This window comes from Niallia sp. FSL W8-0177 (assembly GCF_038006285.1).
In the GTDB taxonomy this organism is placed as follows: Bacteria; Bacillota; Bacilli; order Bacillales; family Cytobacillaceae; genus Niallia; species Niallia circulans_A.
Map to the genome: position 1 here is coordinate 729007 of NZ_JBBOUX010000001.1, position 17746 is coordinate 746752.

The 17746-nt window shown below is 36.1% G+C and carries 12 protein-coding genes; 7 read left to right on the forward strand and 5 right to left on the reverse strand.

The features are described from left to right. Positions 1 to 312: 312 nt before the first annotated feature. A complete protein-coding gene (locus tag NST77_RS03530; RefSeq protein WP_095332207.1) occupies positions 313 to 1773 on the reverse strand; it encodes a spore germination protein in 1461 nt (486 codons plus the stop codon). A 319-nt stretch (positions 1774 to 2092) separates the two neighbouring features. Between NST77_RS03530 and NST77_RS03535 the strand changes: the two genes are divergently transcribed. From NST77_RS03535 to NST77_RS03565, 7 genes are all read left to right on the forward strand, one after another. After that, the gene (locus NST77_RS03535; RefSeq protein ID WP_163186736.1) at positions 2093 to 3064 is read left to right on the forward strand and encodes a LacI family DNA-binding transcriptional regulator; all 972 of its coding nucleotides are present in this window, start codon (positions 2093 to 2095) and stop codon (positions 3062 to 3064) included. A 241-nt stretch (positions 3065 to 3305) separates the two neighbouring features. Next, the gene (locus NST77_RS03540) at positions 3306 to 4295 is read left to right on the forward strand and encodes an ABC transporter permease (RefSeq protein WP_095332211.1); all 990 of its coding nucleotides are present in this window, start codon (positions 3306 to 3308) and stop codon (positions 4293 to 4295) included. 44 nt (positions 4296 to 4339) lie between these two features. Continuing rightward, positions 4340 to 5191: a carbohydrate ABC transporter permease gene (locus NST77_RS03545; RefSeq protein ID WP_095332219.1), complete on the forward strand. Its 852-nt coding sequence runs from the start codon at positions 4340 to 4342 to the stop codon at positions 5189 to 5191. A gap of 30 nt (positions 5192 to 5221) precedes the next feature. After that, positions 5222 to 6835, forward strand: a complete 1614-nt coding sequence (locus NST77_RS03550; protein ID WP_095332213.1) for an ABC transporter substrate-binding protein — start codon at positions 5222 to 5224, stop codon at positions 6833 to 6835. Between the two features lie 14 nt (positions 6836 to 6849). Beyond that, positions 6850 to 8307, forward strand: a complete 1458-nt coding sequence (locus NST77_RS03555) for a glycoside hydrolase family 32 protein (RefSeq protein WP_341122737.1) — start codon at positions 6850 to 6852, stop codon at positions 8305 to 8307. Between the two features lie 22 nt (positions 8308 to 8329). Further along, positions 8330 to 9373: a carbohydrate kinase family protein gene (locus NST77_RS03560; protein WP_341122738.1), complete on the forward strand. Its 1044-nt coding sequence runs from the start codon at positions 8330 to 8332 to the stop codon at positions 9371 to 9373. 30 nt (positions 9374 to 9403) lie between these two features. Next, positions 9404 to 11263 (forward strand): glycoside hydrolase family 32 protein, encoded by a 1860-nt coding sequence (locus NST77_RS03565; RefSeq protein ID WP_095332217.1) that lies wholly within the window; start codon positions 9404 to 9406, stop codon positions 11261 to 11263. Between the two features lie 209 nt (positions 11264 to 11472). Here the strand turns inward: NST77_RS03565 and NST77_RS03570 are convergent, their stop codons facing one another. From NST77_RS03570 to NST77_RS03585, 4 genes are all read right to left on the reverse strand, one after another. After that, positions 11473 to 13041, reverse strand: a complete 1569-nt coding sequence (locus NST77_RS03570) for a glycoside hydrolase family 32 protein (RefSeq protein WP_217279858.1) — start codon at positions 13039 to 13041, stop codon at positions 11473 to 11475. Positions 13042 to 13488: 447 nt separating this feature from the next. After that, on the reverse strand, positions 13489 to 14952 hold the full coding sequence (locus NST77_RS03575) for a glycoside hydrolase family 68 protein (RefSeq protein WP_095332225.1): 1464 nt from the start codon (positions 14950 to 14952) through the stop codon (positions 13489 to 13491). A gap of 302 nt (positions 14953 to 15254) precedes the next feature. Next, positions 15255 to 16541, reverse strand: coding sequence for an ABC transporter substrate-binding protein (locus NST77_RS03580; RefSeq protein WP_095332227.1), 1287 nt, complete (start codon positions 16539 to 16541; stop codon positions 15255 to 15257). 47 nt (positions 16542 to 16588) lie between these two features. Then, a complete protein-coding gene (locus tag NST77_RS03585; protein ID WP_095332229.1) occupies positions 16589 to 17746 on the reverse strand; it encodes a response regulator in 1158 nt (385 codons plus the stop codon).

The window sequence follows — 17746 nt, forward strand, 5'->3', positions numbered from 1 at the left end:
ATATATTTTCTTTCTGTAAAGTTGACTGTTTCATCATCAAACCAACCTATTTTTAACATAGCATTTCCGCTTATACTGTCTGGATTTTAAGTTCTTTATAAACTATGCAAAGAAAATTATTAGGTACCTGTTTAGTTTTTTTAGAAGTCATTTCTTTTTTGTCTTACCAGATAGGGAATTTGGAATGAAGGGAAGGGAGTAGTTAACCATTTATAGGGGGCCTCGGATAAAGGCATTTTAGCATATAGAAAACAGCCTTAGATTACCTAAGGCTGTAAGACCTTACAGATGCAGAAATTGCTGGGACGATAATTATCGATCAGGATCATTGGGATTTAAAATACGGGGACGGCGATTCTTTAAAGGAATTGGTGTTCTAACAAGAATATCTCTCATTGCACGGTAATTGAATGGAATGAAAGGCCATAGATAGGGAACTCCAAATGATTTCATGTTTGCAAGGAAGATAATAAACAGAGCTACGCCAACGATATATCCAGGAACTTTAAAGATAGCGGTAGAAATTAACAGCACAATCCGGACAAGTCTGTTTGCTAAACCAAGCTCATAACTAGGTGTTGCAAAAGTTCCGATCGCAGCAATAGAGAAATACAAAATAACTTCGTTTGAAAACAGCCCCACCTCTACTGCGACTTGTCCAATCATTAAGGCAGCCACAAGCCCTAATGCAGTGGCAAGCGATGTAGGTGTATGAATGGCGGCCATACGCAGCATATCCAGTCCAACTTCTATTAAAAGAAACTGAACAATTAAGGGAACCTGCCCTAATTCATTCGGTCCCAAAAACGATAAAGATCCAGGCAATAGGCTTGGTTCTATACTCACTAAATACCACAAAGGTAATAAGAAAAGGGAAGCAAACACACCTAGGTAACGAACAAAGCGTAAATAGGCACCTACAAGCGGATTGTTCCGATATTCTTCAGCATGCTGCAAATGATGCCAGAAAGTAACAGGTGTGATCATGGCAGACGGTGAGCCATCTACAAAAATACATACATGTCCTTCAAAAAGATGGATGGCCGTTGTATCAGGCCGTTCTGTATAACGTACTTTTGGGAAAGGGTTCCAGTTGTTTCCTGAAATAAATTCCTCAATTGTTTTTTCCGCCATCGGTAATCCATCAGTATCAATATGGGACATCGCTTTCTTTAATTGCTCGACCATATCTGGATCTGCAATGTCACCAATATAACAAATAACAATATCCGTTTTGGAACGACGCCCTACTTGCATAAATTCCATTCGCAGCGTCCGATCTCTGATTCTTCTTCTTGTCAGTGCTGTATTAAACACAATTGTTTCTACAAAGCCATCTCGGGAACCGCGGACAACTCTCTCTGTATCAGGCTCTTGTGGTCCTCTGACAGGATAGGTTCTAGCATCAATCAGCAGGACTTCGTCAATACCGTCGATAAGGAGTGCTGTTGGACCTGAGAGGACATTATCGACAACCTTATTCAAATCATCAACTGTGCTGATTTCTATATAAGGTATATAGGTACTCAATAATTTCTTTAAAACATCTTTTCTTAATTCCTCTTTTTTTACTTTGGCAAGGAACTTCATGAGCAAATGTAATATATCATCTTTTACTAATCCGTCTACAAGAAACATAGCCATTCGGATGCCAGCATATTCGACATCTAAATGGATCATGTCAAAGTTTTGTCCAACACCTAATTCTTCCTTTAGATATCCAACATTCTCATCCAAATGACTGGATACTTTTTTCTTACTTATATTTTCCATATCTCACCTCATACTAAAAACGGTTGGGGAATGATTTTTCTTTTTTATGTACTATATTTCATAATAGACATAGAGAAGGAAAAAAATACCTCTGAAGTAAAAGGCCAATATTCCTTGATTAGAAACCCAAATAAAAAGGAATGAATGGCAAATCCTTCTATCACTATAAGGGTAAATAGGGTTCTTGTAATCTAGAATTATAGGAGCAGAAGGAATATATTGGGTAGGTGGAAGATGCAAAAAAAAATAGTTTATGATAATATGTATGAAAACGGTTAACAGATATATTAAATAATTTATGATTTTTCGGGTGGTAATTATGAAAGTAAAATTAGAAGATGTAGCGGAGTTGGCAGGTGTTTCGCCAACGACGGTTTCACGTGTTTTGAATAATCGAGGATATATAAGTGCAAAAACAAGAGAAAAAGTAGAGCAAGCCATTAAGGATTTAAATTATTATCCTAATGATATAGCACGCTCTCTTTTTAAAAAACGGACCAATTTTATTGGCCTTATTTTGCCAACAATTAATAATCCCTTTTTTAGTGAATTAGCTTTATATATAGAGAATATATGCTCCAATCATGAGTTTAAAGTTATTCTCTGTAATAGTTTAGGACAAGTTGCTAAAGAAACTTCATATGCAGAGATGCTTATTAGGCATCAAGTAGATGGAATTATTGTTTGTTCCTATAATCGTGGAATTGAAATATATAAGAATTCTAACCTACCTATTGTCGCAATTGACCATTACTTATCACCAACAATTCCTGTAATAGGTTCTGACAACTATGAAGGTGGAAAATTGGCTGTTCAACATTTACTTAATCATGGTTGCAAAGCAATTGTTCATATAAATGGACCAAGTGAGTTAGAAACACCAACCCAAAATAGAAGAAAAGCCTATGAAGATCAAGTAGCTAATCCCATTACCTATGAATTGAATAGCGTTTTTGATGAGGAAGCAACTGCGGAAACAATCAAAAGGATATTTATAGAACACCCTGAAACGGATGGGATTTTTGCTAGTGATGATTTAATCGCATCTACTTGTTTGAAAGTAGCGAGTGAACTAGGAATTCAGATTCCTAATCAATTAAAAGTTATAGGATATGATGGCACGCAAAGTGTAAGGAGGCTGTTACCTCAATTAACCACAATTAAACAACCAATTGAGGAAATTGCACAATCAGCTGTATTAAGATTAATGGATATTATTAATGAAGTAAATAAGGATGAAAGAATGGAAGTTATATTACCTGTTCAATTGCTAAAGAGTGAGACGGCCTAATCTAATAGTTTCCTTTGATAAAATATAATCTAAAAAATTAGATTGTATTTTTTTGAAAATAAGTAAGTCAAGCGGTTGACACATCGAGTGAAAGCGTTTAAAATCAAATATATCAAGCGGTTGACATGAAAAAATATGAAAGCGGTTGATATACATAATTGGAGAAAGGAGATTTAGAAATATGTCAAGCGGTTGACACTAAAATCATTCAACTTTTTTCTAAAGAAGGTGGCGAAATAAAATGTCAGTTTCAGTACCTGAAACGAAAACAACTAATAAGAAGACTTCCCATAAAGTAAAAGGTGAATTTTTACCTGAGCACAAAAAAGAAAATTTTATTCAATATTTCAAAAAGAATTATGCTTTGTATTTATTTTTAGTACCAGCCATCATTTTAACAATTGTATTTAAATATATCCCAATGTATGGGGCAATCATCGCTTTTAAGGATTTTAGTCCAATGAAGGGAATTATCGGCAGTGATTGGGTAGGTTTAACACACTTTAAAGATTTTTTAACTTCTCCCAATTTTAAAGAGATTTTTATGAATACGCTTAAATTAAGTTTCTATGGTTTAATATTGGGTTTTCCAGTACCCATTATCTTAGCACTTAGTCTAAACCAAGTACGGCGAGCTGCTATCAAAAAAAATATCCAATTAATATTGTATGCACCAAATTTTATATCAGTTGTTGTCATTACAGGAATGTTATTTATCTTTATGTCACCTACAGGTCCAATAAATTCACTATTATCGGTATTTAACGATAAACCAGTTTCCTTTATGACAGAGCCTGAATATTTTAGATCCATTTATATTTTATCAGGAATATGGCAAGCGGCAGGCTGGTCATCGATTATTTATGTAGCAGCACTTGCGAATGTTGATCCTCAATTACATGATGCGGCAACAATCGATGGAGCAACACTATTGCAGAGGATAAGACATATTGATCTTCCTACTCTAAAACCAATCATGGCAGTGTTGTTTATTCTAGGAGCAGGTGGGATTATGGCGATTGGATTTGAAAAGGCTTACTTAATGCAAACCTCTATGAATCTGCCAACTTCAGAGATTCTGCCGACTTATGTATATAAAGTAGGACTGCAGGCCGGGGATTATGCCTATTCAACAGCAGTAGGTTTGTTTAATTCTGTTATTAACGTAGTTTTATTGGTATTCGTGAATTTTGTAGTGAAGAAGTTAAATGAAGGCGAAGGGTTATATTAATAAAGGGGGGATAATCATTGAAGAACCATTCCAAAACAGATAAAATGCTTCTTTTTAGTAACAAAATAATTTTAATACTACTTGTTTTAATCGTGTTATTACCATTACTTTATATTTTATTGGCTTCTTTTTTAGACCCCAATGTACTGCTTAGTAAAGGATTTTCCTTAAATCCATCTAATTGGAGTTTGGAAGGCTATAAACGGATTTTACAAGATGAATTAATGATAAAAGGATTTATCAATTCAGTCATCTATTCATTAGGTTTTACAATTGTCACAATTGTTATTACGATATTTGCTGCATATCCACTTTCTCTTGATGGATTTAAAGGAAAGAATATAATCATGGTTTTCTTTCTTATTACGATGTTCTTTAATGGCGGGTTGATTCCTACCTATTTAATAGTAAAGGATTTAGGAATGCTTAATACCATTTGGTCGATTATTTTGCCTGGAGCAATTAGTGTCTGGAATATTATCCTAGCACGAACCTTTTTTAAAGGGCTTCCAAAAGAGCTGTTTGAGGCAGCAAAAATTGATGGTGCTTCTGAATTAAAAATATTTCTAAAAATAGTATTGCCTTTGTCTAAACCAATTATTTTTGTAATCGCTTTATATGCCTTTGTTGGGCAATGGAATTCCTACTTTGATGCAATGATTTATTTAGAGGACCAAGAATTACATCCATTGCAGTTAGTGTTACGTTCCATTCTGATTCAAAATCAAGTTCAGCCTGGAATGATTAATGATCAATTAGCAATGGCTGAGTTGAGTAAATTAGCGGAAAAAATAAAATATGCATCTATTGTTATTTCAAGTTTACCACTTCTAATTATGTATCCATTCTTCCAAAAATACTTTGAAAAAGGTGTTATGGTAGGATCTTTAAAATAATTTAAATAAAAGCATATGGAGGGTTCATTTATGGGGAAAATCAATAAGCTTCTTTCCACTTTTATTGTTGCCGGTCTTGTTCTAACAGGTTGCAGTGGTGAAAAGACAAGTAAAAGTGCTTCAACAGAAGATTTAAAATTAACTGATGTTACATTTCCTTTGAAAGAGAAAGCAACACTTCGTTTTATGACACAAAGCTCAGCTTTGGCACCAACCGACCCGAATGAAAAGCTAATCTATCAAAGATTAGAGGAGCAGACAGGTGTTCATATTGATTGGAAAAACTATACGAAAGACCAATTTGTGGAGAAGCGGAATTTAGCGTTGGCAAGTGGGGAGCTGCCAGATGCCATTTTAGATGCTGCTTTCAGTGATTATGATTTATTGAAATATGCAAAGGATGGAACCATCATACCAGTTGAAGATTTAATTGATCAGTATATGCCTAATTTTAAAAAGGTGCTGGAAGAAGCTCCAGAATATAAATCGATGATTACAGCGCCAGATGGACATATATACAGTTTTCCTTGGATTGAAGAGCTTGGCAGTGGAAAGAGCCGCATTCAAGTAGTTGATTGCCTTCCTTGGATAAATGTAGAATGGCTCAATAATTTAGGGCTGGAAATGCCAACAACAACTGAAGAACTGAAAGAGGTACTTCTTGCGTTTAAAACACAAGATCCAAATGGTAATGGAGAAGCAGATGAAATACCATTATCTTTTATTGTGAATCAAGGAGGAGAGGACCCAGCTTTCTTATTTGCTTCCTTTGGTTTAGGAGATAACTGGGATCATACGGTTGTTTCCAATGAAGGAAAAGTTATTTTTACTGCAGCAGAAGAAGGGTATAAAGAAGCGTTAAAATTCTTTAATGAACTAAATGATTTAGGTTTAATTGATGTAGAAGCATATGAACAAGATTGGAATAAATATGTAGCGAAAGGAAAAGATTCAAAATATGGTCTTTACTTTACATGGGATAAAGGAAATATTAGTGGCATGAATGATACCTATGATGTAATGCCTCCATTAGAAGGACCAAGTGGTGAAAAAAATGTGGCGCAAACAAATGGATTTGGTCTTGATAGAGGAAGAATGGTTATCACAAGTGCGAATAAGAATTTAGAGTTAACCGCAAAATGGATTGATCAACTGTATGAACCACTGCAATCTGTTCAAGATAACTGGGGAACATATGGGGATACGAAACAGCAAAATATTTTTGAATTTGATGAGAAAGCTGGTATGTTAAAGCATCTTCCGCTAGAAGGCGCAGCACCAGTTGAAATAAGAGAAAAAACAAATATCGCAGGACCATTGGCTATACTAGATGAGTATTATGGCGTGTACACAACAAAACCAGAAGATGCTGCTTGGCGATTAAATATTTTAGAAAAGAATATGGTTCCTCATATTAAAGCAGAGAACTTTTATCCACCAGTGTTTTTCTCACTAGAAGAGGCAGATGAAAAGGCAAAAATTGAAACAGATCTATTTGCTTATGTGAATAGAAAAAGAGCTGAATGGATGAGTAATGGAAAAATTGAAGAAGAATGGGAAGATTACTTGAAAGAATTAGAGAGACTAGGTCTAAGCACTTGGTTGCAAATTAAGCAGGATGGCTATGACAGAACAGTAAATTAATTGGAGGCATGACATTGAAGATTACTAAACTCGAAAAATACAGACCAGCATTGCATTTTTCCCCTAAAAAAAATTGGATGAATGATCCGAATGGGTTAGTGTTTTTCAAAGGAGAATATCATTTGTTTTATCAGCATAATCCACATGGCAGCACATGGGGGCCAATGCATTGGGGGCATGCAGTCAGCAAAGATTTAATCGTATGGGAGGAATTAGAGATAGCTTTACATCCTGATGAGAATGGAACCATTTTTTCAGGCAGCATAGTTGTGGATTGGAATAATACAACAGGCTTTTTTAACGATGAACCAGGGTTAGTGGCTATTTTTACCCATCACTTGGAGCCAGTTCATGGCAAGGAGGCTGTTCAGACACAGAGTTTGGCATATAGCTTAGATAAGGGCAGATCGTGGATCAAATATGACGGGAATCCTGTACTTGCTCCCCCTTCTAAACCCGATTTTAGAGACCCTAAAGTTTTTTGGCATAAAGAGTCCCAAAAGTGGATGATGGCTTTAGCTACAGGGCAAACCATCTCTTTCTATTCCGCTCCAAATTTAAAAGATTGGAAGTTTGAAAGTGAATTTGGAGAGAATTGTGGTTGTCACGAAGGGGTATGGGAATGTCCAGACTTATTTGAGTTACCAATAGACAATTCAAATGATAAAAAATGGGTGCTTATTGTCAGTATTGGCGATAATCCTCAATATGATGAAGGGTCGCGCACGCAGTATTTTGTTGGTTCATTTGATGGAAAGGAATTTATGCCAGAACATGAAGAAATAAAATGGCTGGACTATGGGAAGGACAACTATGCTGGAGTGAGCTTTTCTGATATCCCTGAAGCAGATGGAAGACGAATTTATCTAGGCTGGATGAGTAATTGGCGTTACGCTAATCAAGTTCCCACAGAAGGATGGAGAAGTCAGATGACTCTCCCTAGAGTGCTAGAATTGCGAGAGGAGAAGGGAGAGTATTATCTCGTCCAGCATTTAGTGAGAGAATTAGATACCTATTTTGAAAGAAAAGAAGAAAGAACAGACACAATCATTACAGCCAAAGAAAGCACTGTTTTTGAAGTGGATGATGAATACACAGAGATAATCCTATCCTTAAAGAATATAAATGCAAATAAGTATGGATTAAAGATAGAACATACAGATTTACAGCATACAACCATTACTATTGACGTTAACGAAAATGTACTGAGTCTGTCTCGTGAAAAATCTGGGATAGTTGATTTTTCTGATAACTTCCCTAAATTGCAGCGAGTTTATCTGGAGGATTCTCAATCACTTGATCTACGAATAATTGTAGATTCTGCCTCCTTAGAACTATTTATCAATGGCGGAGAGCAAGCATTAACAAGTTTAATTTTCCCTGATAAAGTAAGCAAACGGGTATGTTTGTTTGCAAAAGATGGGGAAGTGAATCTAGTATATGGAAAGGTATCTGTTCCTTCTAAAAATTGATATATAACCGAAAGCCAGGGGATTGAATGAATCTATCCTCTGGCTATTTTATACGAAATTCAATGGAAAAAAGTTAGAAAAGTGGTGTAGAGATATGAGCGATGTAACAGCGTTAGGAGAAATTTTAATTGATTTTACTCCCCAAGGTGAAAATGAACAAGGGTTTCCTATGTTTGTTGCCAATCCAGGTGGGGCTCCGGGGAATGTTCTAGTGGCTTTATCCTGTTTGGGGCTGAGAACAGAATTTATTGGGTGTATAGGGAAGGATCATTTTGGGGAATTACTCGTTTCCACTTTACAGAATAAAGGAGTGCAAACAAATGGAATTGTTTATTCCCCAATAAAAACGACACTAGCATTTGTGCATATTGATCATCAGGGGGATCGTTCATTTGATTTTTATAGACAGCCTGGTGCAGACATGATGTTATCTAAAGATGATGTGGATTTATCATTAATAGCAGATGCAAAAATATTACATGTAGGATCAATATCCATGACAAATGAGCCAGCAAGAGAAGCAACTTTATTAGCATTAAATTATGCAAAAGAACAGCAAAAGATTATTTCATTTGATCCAAATCTTCGTCCATTACTATGGCAAAGCTTAGAGGAGGCAAAAGAACAAATCGAAGTAGTCTTGCATTTTGCAGATATAGTCAAAGTTTCGGAAGAAGAATTAGCATTTTTAACGGATACAACAGATATTTTTTCAGGAGCAAAGCAGTTATATAAAGAGTTTCATTTACGGCTGCTTTTTGTAACAGTGGGAGATAAGGGAAGCTATGCATATGGAGAGGATGGCTTAGTATTTGTCCCAGGAGCAGCTGTAAAAGCTATTGATACAACTGGATGCGGAGATGCATTTCTTGCTGGCGTTCTATATGAATTATTAAAGAGGGATCTATTGAATTTTAAAATAAGCGAAGATATATTAAAGCAAATATTGAATTTCGGAAATGCGATGGGAGCATATGTGGCAACAAATAAAGGTGGAATTCCAGCCATGCCTACTCTTCACCAAATCGAAGACTTTATAGTGGTCAATAAAAAGGAAAAAAAATGACGTTAAAAAGGAGGAGGGGGGGATTTCAAATTGAGAAAAAGAATATTAACGGCTGTTTTGTCTGTTACATGGCTATTAACGGGCTGTAGTATCAACCAAATGGGAAAGGAAGAGAAAAATTTGGATGGCTTGAGACCGGATAACATGGAAGCTGCCACTTCCGATTATTATACAGAATTGTATCGACCCCAATATCATTTTTCAACCCCTTCTGGAAACTTAGCTGACCCTAATGGACTCATCTATTTTGCGGGAGAGTATCATCTGTTTCATCAAAAAAATGGTAATTGGGCACACGCGGTGAGCAAGGATTTATTACATTGGGAACATTTGCCGATTGCATTAGAACATGACCAATTAGGGCAAGCATTATCTGGAAGTGCTGTGGTGGATTGGAATGATTCCACAGGATTTTTTGAAGGGAAAGCCGGGTTAGTTGCCATCTATACAAATACAGAGGGAGGAGAATCCCAAAGCATTGCTTATAGTAAAGATAATGGGAGAACATGGGAAAGATATAAAGGAAACCCGGTTATCCCAAACCCAGGAATAAAGGATTTTCGTGATCCAAAAGTATTTTGGCATGAGAGCACTAAAAAATGGGTAATGGTTGTTTCGACAAATCAAAGTGTGACGTTTTATCGTTCTGATAATTTGATTGACTGGGAGTTTCAGAGTCAATTTGGGGATAAGGAGGGATCTCATGCAGCTGTATGGGAATGTCCTGATTTATTTGAATTGCCTGTAGATGGTGATGAGAATAAGAAGAAATGGGTATTGCAAGTTAGCGTTGGAGATAATGAAGAAACAAATGGATCAACTGCTCAATATTTTATTGGAGAGTTTGACGGAACAAAATTTATTAATGATAATGCCCCAGAAACTATTTTAACAACAGATTTTGGGCAAGACTTTTATGCGGCTCAATCCTTTTCTGATATCCCGGAAAAAGATGGGCGCCGAATATGGTTAGGCTGGATGGCGAATTGGAGATATCCTTATCAATCGCCGACAGAACCATGGAAGGGATCTATGTCAATTCCACGTGAACTATATTTGAAAACCGTTAAGGATGGAAATATTAAATTATTTCAAGAACCGGTTAGAGAGTTAGAAAGTTTACGTGTCAATCATATTGCTATTGATCCTATGGAGGTAAATGGGGAGCAGGCAATTGCTGACTTTTCGGGTACTACTTATGAATTTGAAGCTGTGCTGGAATGGGAAAACGTAGAGGAATTCGGTATTCGCGTTCGACAATCAGAGGACGAAAATACGGTTATAGGTGTAAATACAAAAGAGAATAAACTATTCTTAGATAGATCTCGTGCTGGGTTAGAAACGATATTGGATCGAAATGGGAATCCATTTCAATTTGGGAATAACCATACAACTACTTACCCTATTGAGGAGAAGCGAATAAAGATTAGAGGATTTGTTGATGAATCTTCTGTTGAGGTGTTTATAAACGATGGGGAATATGTCTTTACGAATTTAATCTATTCCCAGCCTACGAGCAACGGGATAGAGCTATATACAAAAGGTGGAAGCATGAAGGTTGCTTCACTAGAATTTTATCCTTTATATTCAACATGGAGAGAGCGCCCAAAGGAAGAGGAAGTCGAACGTATAGTAGTAAGTTCGGAATATTTAACTCTTAAAGAAGGAGAAATCCAAACTATTAAAGCGATTTTAAAGCCAGATTGGATTAAGAGCAGTTCTCCTTTTAGTTGGGACATCGCTGAACAAGACATAATCGATATAACGGAGTCTACTGACGAAGGAAAAGGTATTTTCGTTAAAGCATTAAAACCAGGCGTAACAAACATACAGGTTAAGCATCCTGAAACGGAACTTACAAAGGAAGTAAAAATAAGGGTAATAAAATAAAAGAGAATGAAAGCATTATACAGTATGTAAAAGCACTTCTCCCAAATAAGGAAAAGTGCTTTTACATATTGTTTCTAAATAGAGGGTACTTAAGAAAAAATGCCATCACTAAATAGGGTAGACTCTACAGTAGATATGGTAAAAGGCAAGCTGACAATTAGTGAAAAAGGATATTCGGTTTTCTGGCTTTGGAAAGAGTGGCAATTCCATTAATCTAAGTGTGTAATCGTCATATTCTTAAAGATTGCTGTCCCGCCATCTGAATACAACGTGATGCCTTGATCAACTGCGTGAGGAAATATTAAATTCGATTGCACAACCTTCCCATCATCTACAAAAACCTCGATACTACTTTTATCAACAAGAATCTTTAAATGTACTTGTTTTTGTTCAGCAGGAAAGGGTGCTGTACTTTCTGAATGTGAATTCTGCTGATCTGGATGTTCGGTAAAAGAACGATCTACATACGAGTAGTTATCTTTTATAAATATTCCTACATTCACATATCGCGTTTGATCAGAAGATTCTCTAAGTCTTAAACCGACATTATCTAACTCTGTCCATGAGATGTCTGTCTCTAGTTGATAAATTTCTCCTGTCATCTCTAGTTGCTTTTGGCCATTTACTTCTATTTCCTTTAGATAATCGTTCGTCTTGGCTAGGTTGTTGTATGCTTCGATTGGTTGGGAAGCTAAATAATAGGAATTTTCCCCATTATTTTTTAATTGAATTTGTCGCACAACAGAATCCATTCCATTAAAGCCTTCTTGTAATGTAGGGGTATTGTCGGCATAATTCCAATTATTCATCCATGCAAAAGCATATCTTTTTTTGTAATCATCACTATTGCTTCCATCCTCAAATGTCACTCCAGCATACCAATCTAAACCATAATCAAGCCATTGGGGTTCTGGATGATCAGCTGTAAAATGCTTTCCATCAAAATGACCAATCCAATAAGCATAAGTATTAGGCTGATTCTTTGTTTTTCCATTTGCGCTCGCACCAAGCACCCATTTGAAGCTCCCATCATTTGTCTGCATATAGTAAAGGTCCGGACATTCCACAATTCCTATATCGTTTGTGAAGAAATCGCTGAGATATGTCCAATCTTTCAGATTAGAGGATTCATAAAAACCAACCTTTGTTCCTTCTGCCATTAACATTATCCATTTACGATACTCTTTTGACCAAATGATTTTGGGATCACGAAAATCATCGGTTCCGGGGTTTTCCATAATAGGTGTATCGCTAGATGAAGTGAATGTATTTCCATTATCGAGGCTATACCACAAGAACTGTTCTTGTTTTTGCTGATTAGCTGACGGCTGAGTGACGATTGCGATAAGTGCTCCATATCCAAATCCGGCAGTATTTTCCTTATCAACAACGACAGAACCTGACCAAGGGTCTCCATTTTGATTCGTGTATTTTGGAATGGCAATTCCTTTATCCTTCCAGTGCACTAAATCTTTTGATATAGCATGTCTCCATTCTGTACCATTACCATCAGGATAATCACCATTGTAAAGATAATAATAATGATAGTAACCATCTAAATAGATTGGTTTTTGCGGGTCGTTTTTCCACTTGTCCGGAGTAGTAAAATGGTATTTGGCACGATAGGATTGACCATCAGAAACAACGGTCTTTTCTTGCTGGTCTACTGTTTCAGTAAAAACCTTAGTGATTTGATGCCAAAATAAGAGGATGCCGACAAGTATAATAAGGCATAAGAGAAATAGGACTTTCTGTGTGTGCTTTGCTGGTTTCTTCAAGTAATATCACCGCGCTTATCCTGTATTTTTTGCTATTGGTAAAAGAGGGTGGGACAAAGCAAAATAAATAATGGATAAAGACGAACAATCTCTAATTTAGTGGTGAATCCAATTCGTTCCATTGCGTTACAGACACTCCATTTCACTCCGTTTTTAAAGAGTATTTCGTTCCAACATTTTTTTCAAAAAGAAACTAAATGGAGCAGACTGAATACACGGAGACTCCTATGGGAGCTGCGAGAAGTCCAAGACCCCGCAGGAACGAGGAGGCTTGGCGCTCGCCCCATGAAAAGCGAAGTGTATTCAGTCTGCGGGTGATTACCACACACCTTTTTTCTTCAATAAATAAAAATCCCAAACAATTATACCAATCCTTTTTAGTATGAATGTATAATTGTTCGGGTTATATTAAATTGAAATACTTTTATCCCAACCTCGTTTTTTTATTTATTTTATAGTGATTTGACCTTGTTCTAAAATGCTGTTTTTTACTACAGAAGTTTTATTGCCTTTAATTTTTAATAAAAAGCTTGGAGCAAAAGTGGATTGATGATCTTCAAATAATCCTCTATTTGTCATATAGCTTGTAACAACTACATTGTCACTGTTCTTTTGTGGAATCGCAAAATGAGCGTAGTTCCATGTAACATCATTTGGATCTAGATTTTGATGTAAGACAATACCTGTTTTGTTTAAAGGTTTGTATGGTCCAGTAATAGAATTAGCTACATATCCTAATAGGTAAATATCTTTGTCGTTAATCCCATCAATAGTCATTTTTGATCCTCTAGAACTTGTAAATAGATACCATTTTCCGTCTTTTTCAAAGATATTCGCACGTTCAATTTCATCTGTAACAGTGTTGGAAGCAATTAACGGCTTCATTTCTTTTTTTAGTGTATAGTCATCATTAATCTCAATAATTCCTAATGCGCCATTTGCTAGTGTTGCTAAATTCTTTTTCGGGCTTTGTAATAACTGCTCTTTTTCTGTTCTGAAAAATTTAGTGTTGCCCCCATAATAGATTTTATTAAATAATGATTCTTCTCCTTGATAGCCATAATCTGTTCCTGTATTAGCTTCAAATACAAGATATTTATGTCCATTGTCTTCAACGTAGTGAGGATCTCTTAATGTATGGTTATCTGCATAATTTCCGCCTGAAAAAGCTTGATCAACTGTTTGATATACAGATCCATCTCCACCATCATAGATGGATTTATGATCTTCCACCCCATCAATTTTTAATGTATTTGCATCTAGTTTAGATACATTAACTTGGGCAGTAGTTAATGTTTGTTTTCCAAAAAATCCATGATCAGGATCCCAGCCTTGACGATTTGTATAGAACAAGCGAATTTTGCCATCAGAAGTGAAAGTGGCTGAACCAGACCATTCTTCTGCTTGATTGTTTAAAATAACATCATTGGTAGCGTATTTATCGCTGTCTTTAAATACTCTTCCTGCATTTTTCCATGCATCAATGGAATTATCACCAATTTTTTTATAGAACATGTAAATAAATGTGTCCCATCCTCTATCAGGATCTCCAGCTAATCCAAATACTATTTGATAGCCATTATATTCTGCAACTGTTCCATCTGCATTTTGTAATGGCCATGTATCCCAGACATCTAAATCAATCAAATTACCTTTTTCATCATAGCCCTTTGCTGAAGGGATGTTTTTGATCGTTGATTCATCAAAAGCTGGCACTTTAAATTTAGAATCGTTTTGTTGTTCCGTCATTTTTTCCATATCGAATCGAGTGATATGTGAAATACCATAAGATTCTTTGTGGTCTAACTTTTCTTTTTGTTTTGCAAAAGCTAGTGATCCACTACCTCCCAATAAAATAGCTGCACTCAATGATACGACTGTTGCTTGTTTAGCAAGCTTGTTCAATTTCATGGTTTACCTCCTAGAATGTGTTAGATGAAACAAAAGATAAGGACAGGGCAAAGCTGCTGATTTATAAAAACAAAGCAGCAAATACACCGTGTTTCTAATAAAATTATAGGTTAATCTACTTTCTGCGCATATGGCATAGATTGATAGAAATCTAGTCTTATATTGATATAAGATAAATCGAATATACTAGAGGATGTAATAGAAGAACGGGACCTTCTTCCTTATTTCAGATAGAGAGAATGAATGTCTGCAAAAACACAAAAAATCGCTCCCTGCAAAAGGAAGCGATTAGAAGGCAGGAATTAGTGCGAAGACGAAGCGGTAGCCTTTTCCCATGACTTTTGAAATTCTTGTAGCAATTGATCTCGATTTAGCTGTTTACCTACGTATAATTGCATAGCTAATCCAAATTCTTCTCGTGCACTACCAGGAAAGGAAAACCAATTGGCTCTAAGGGTTTTTCCTGTTTGATAGTAGTTCATAATTTCCATTGCAAGCGGTCCTAAATGGTGTGCCTCTATATGGTCAAAAGCTGGAATGAATTTAAATTGTTCAGTCATAAAGGACTTTCCTTGCTCTGAAAATACCATCCAGTTTAGAAAATTTTTGGCTGCTTTTTTCCTTTCAGCAGATGATTGCTTGTTAACTACCCAATAATTAGAAACGTTAACAACGATTGCGTCAGCTGGTTCCTCGTTAATAGGGATTGGCAGGAATCCAATGTTCATGTTCGGTGATTGCTGATCAATCATTGGCTGAATCCAATTGCCTTGTTGGATCATCGCAGCTTTTCCCGAAGCGAAGAGGTCAACTTCTGTATTATAGTCCGTTGTTAGGGGATTTTGGTTTCCATATTTGATGGTAGTATCAAGTAAAGAAATAATATCTAAGAATTTTTGATTGTTCGTAATTTTTGTGGTTCCCTTGTTTAGTTGGGCAATAAATGCTTCAGGATCATCTTGTTGTGCAAATGCAATATTTAAGAGATGATCACCAAGCTTCCACTCTTCATAGTATCCAGTTGCAAAGGGCGTAATACCGGCTTCTTCTAATGTTTGTGCTGCTGCCTGTAACTCAGATAACGTTCTAGGAAGCGTATGAATTCCTGCTTTATGGAATAAATCTTTGTTATATATGAATCCATATCCTTCTATGTTAAGGGGCATTCCATACACTTTGCCATCCATTGTTACTGGTTTCAAGGTGTCTTTGTATGCATGAGAAATCCATGGTTGATCAGATAGATCTTCTAAATAATCACTCCATATCTTCACATTGTCATACCCTGTATTTGTAAAAATATCAGGACCATTCCCCGCTGCAATTTGAGCTTTCAAATCAGCAAGATCATCAGCAGCACCACCTACAGTGTGAACCTGAATATCTATATTTGGATGTTCGCGTTCATATGCCATCACCATTTCTTCAAATTGGGTAGAAATTTCTACTTTTGGATTTCGGATAGTTAGTGTGATGCGTTCATCGGCTGTTTTTCTTTCGCTTGAGTCTTCTTCTGATTTTGGCTGACAAGCTGAAAGTGCAACAATCAACAATCCTGCAATAAGCCATGTGAATGTCCACTTTTTCATAATTTCACTCCTGCTATTTCACTCTCAATTATTATTGATGGTGGTATCTACTTTGCGTCCAACGTTTTCTGACAGTTTCTGTACTCAAATGGCGTTAAACCAACCATTTTTTTAAATAATTTTGAAAAGTACTTTTCATCTTGATAACCGAGTAATAAAGCAATTGCATAAATGTTTTCATCTTTTTCCCGAAGCAAGAATTTGGCTCTGTCGATTCTAAGCTTCATAATATATTTGGATAAAGGCATCCCTGTTTGCTGTTTGAACTTTCTAGAGATATGCTCGCGACTTAAGAAAAATCGATTAGAAAGTTTTTCTAAACTTAATTCTTCCATATAATAAGTATCCACGTATGAAACAATATCCTGCATTCGCTTGGCATCGTCTATATCATTTAAACGGTGAATCGTCCGGTAATTTTGTTCTTCCACTGCCTTTTGCATCGATTGATAAGACTCATGGATTTTTCCTAACGATAGAAGGGACATTCCATTTACGATGCGGATAGGGATATCGAATTGCTGAATAATCCATTCTTCAACAGACAACCATTGTTGGCTAGTGGTAATTACTAAGCAAAGGCTATGATCATGTTGAAGGGTAAAAGCATTTCCTATTCCTTTTTCGATAAGTTGATCGGCAAGTAATTGGATATATGGCTCAGAATGGTGCATCTGATAAAAAGAAATAAGCGTTAGTTCATACTCAACTGCATCGGGAAGACTAGAAGCAAGCTCTATTAAGTCAAATTCTTCTCCCATACAGGCTTGTGTAGCCAATTGATTCAAGCGCAGTCTTTTGGCGTCTTCTAAAACACCTGCATCTTTATTCTCAGTTATCCATGATTGTACTGCTTCTGATAGAGTATTGTTTAAAGATTCAGCTTCAATCGGTTTTAATAAATAATCAAAGCTGCTGCACTGGATTGCTTTTCGCATATAGGTATAATCGTCAAATCCTGTAATCAGAATAACCTTACCAGAGTAAGAAATGGAATCTAGCCACTCAATTATTTCTATTCCATCCATTTTCGGCATCTTCACATCTGTAAAGATAATTTCCGGTTTTTGTTTTTGGATGATTTTTATCGCTTCTTCTCCATTGCTAGCTTCTAAGATGGTCGTAATTCCGTGTTTTTTCCATTCACCAATATAGCGAATAACATATCGTACATTAATTTCGTCGTCTATAATAAGAACTTTCAA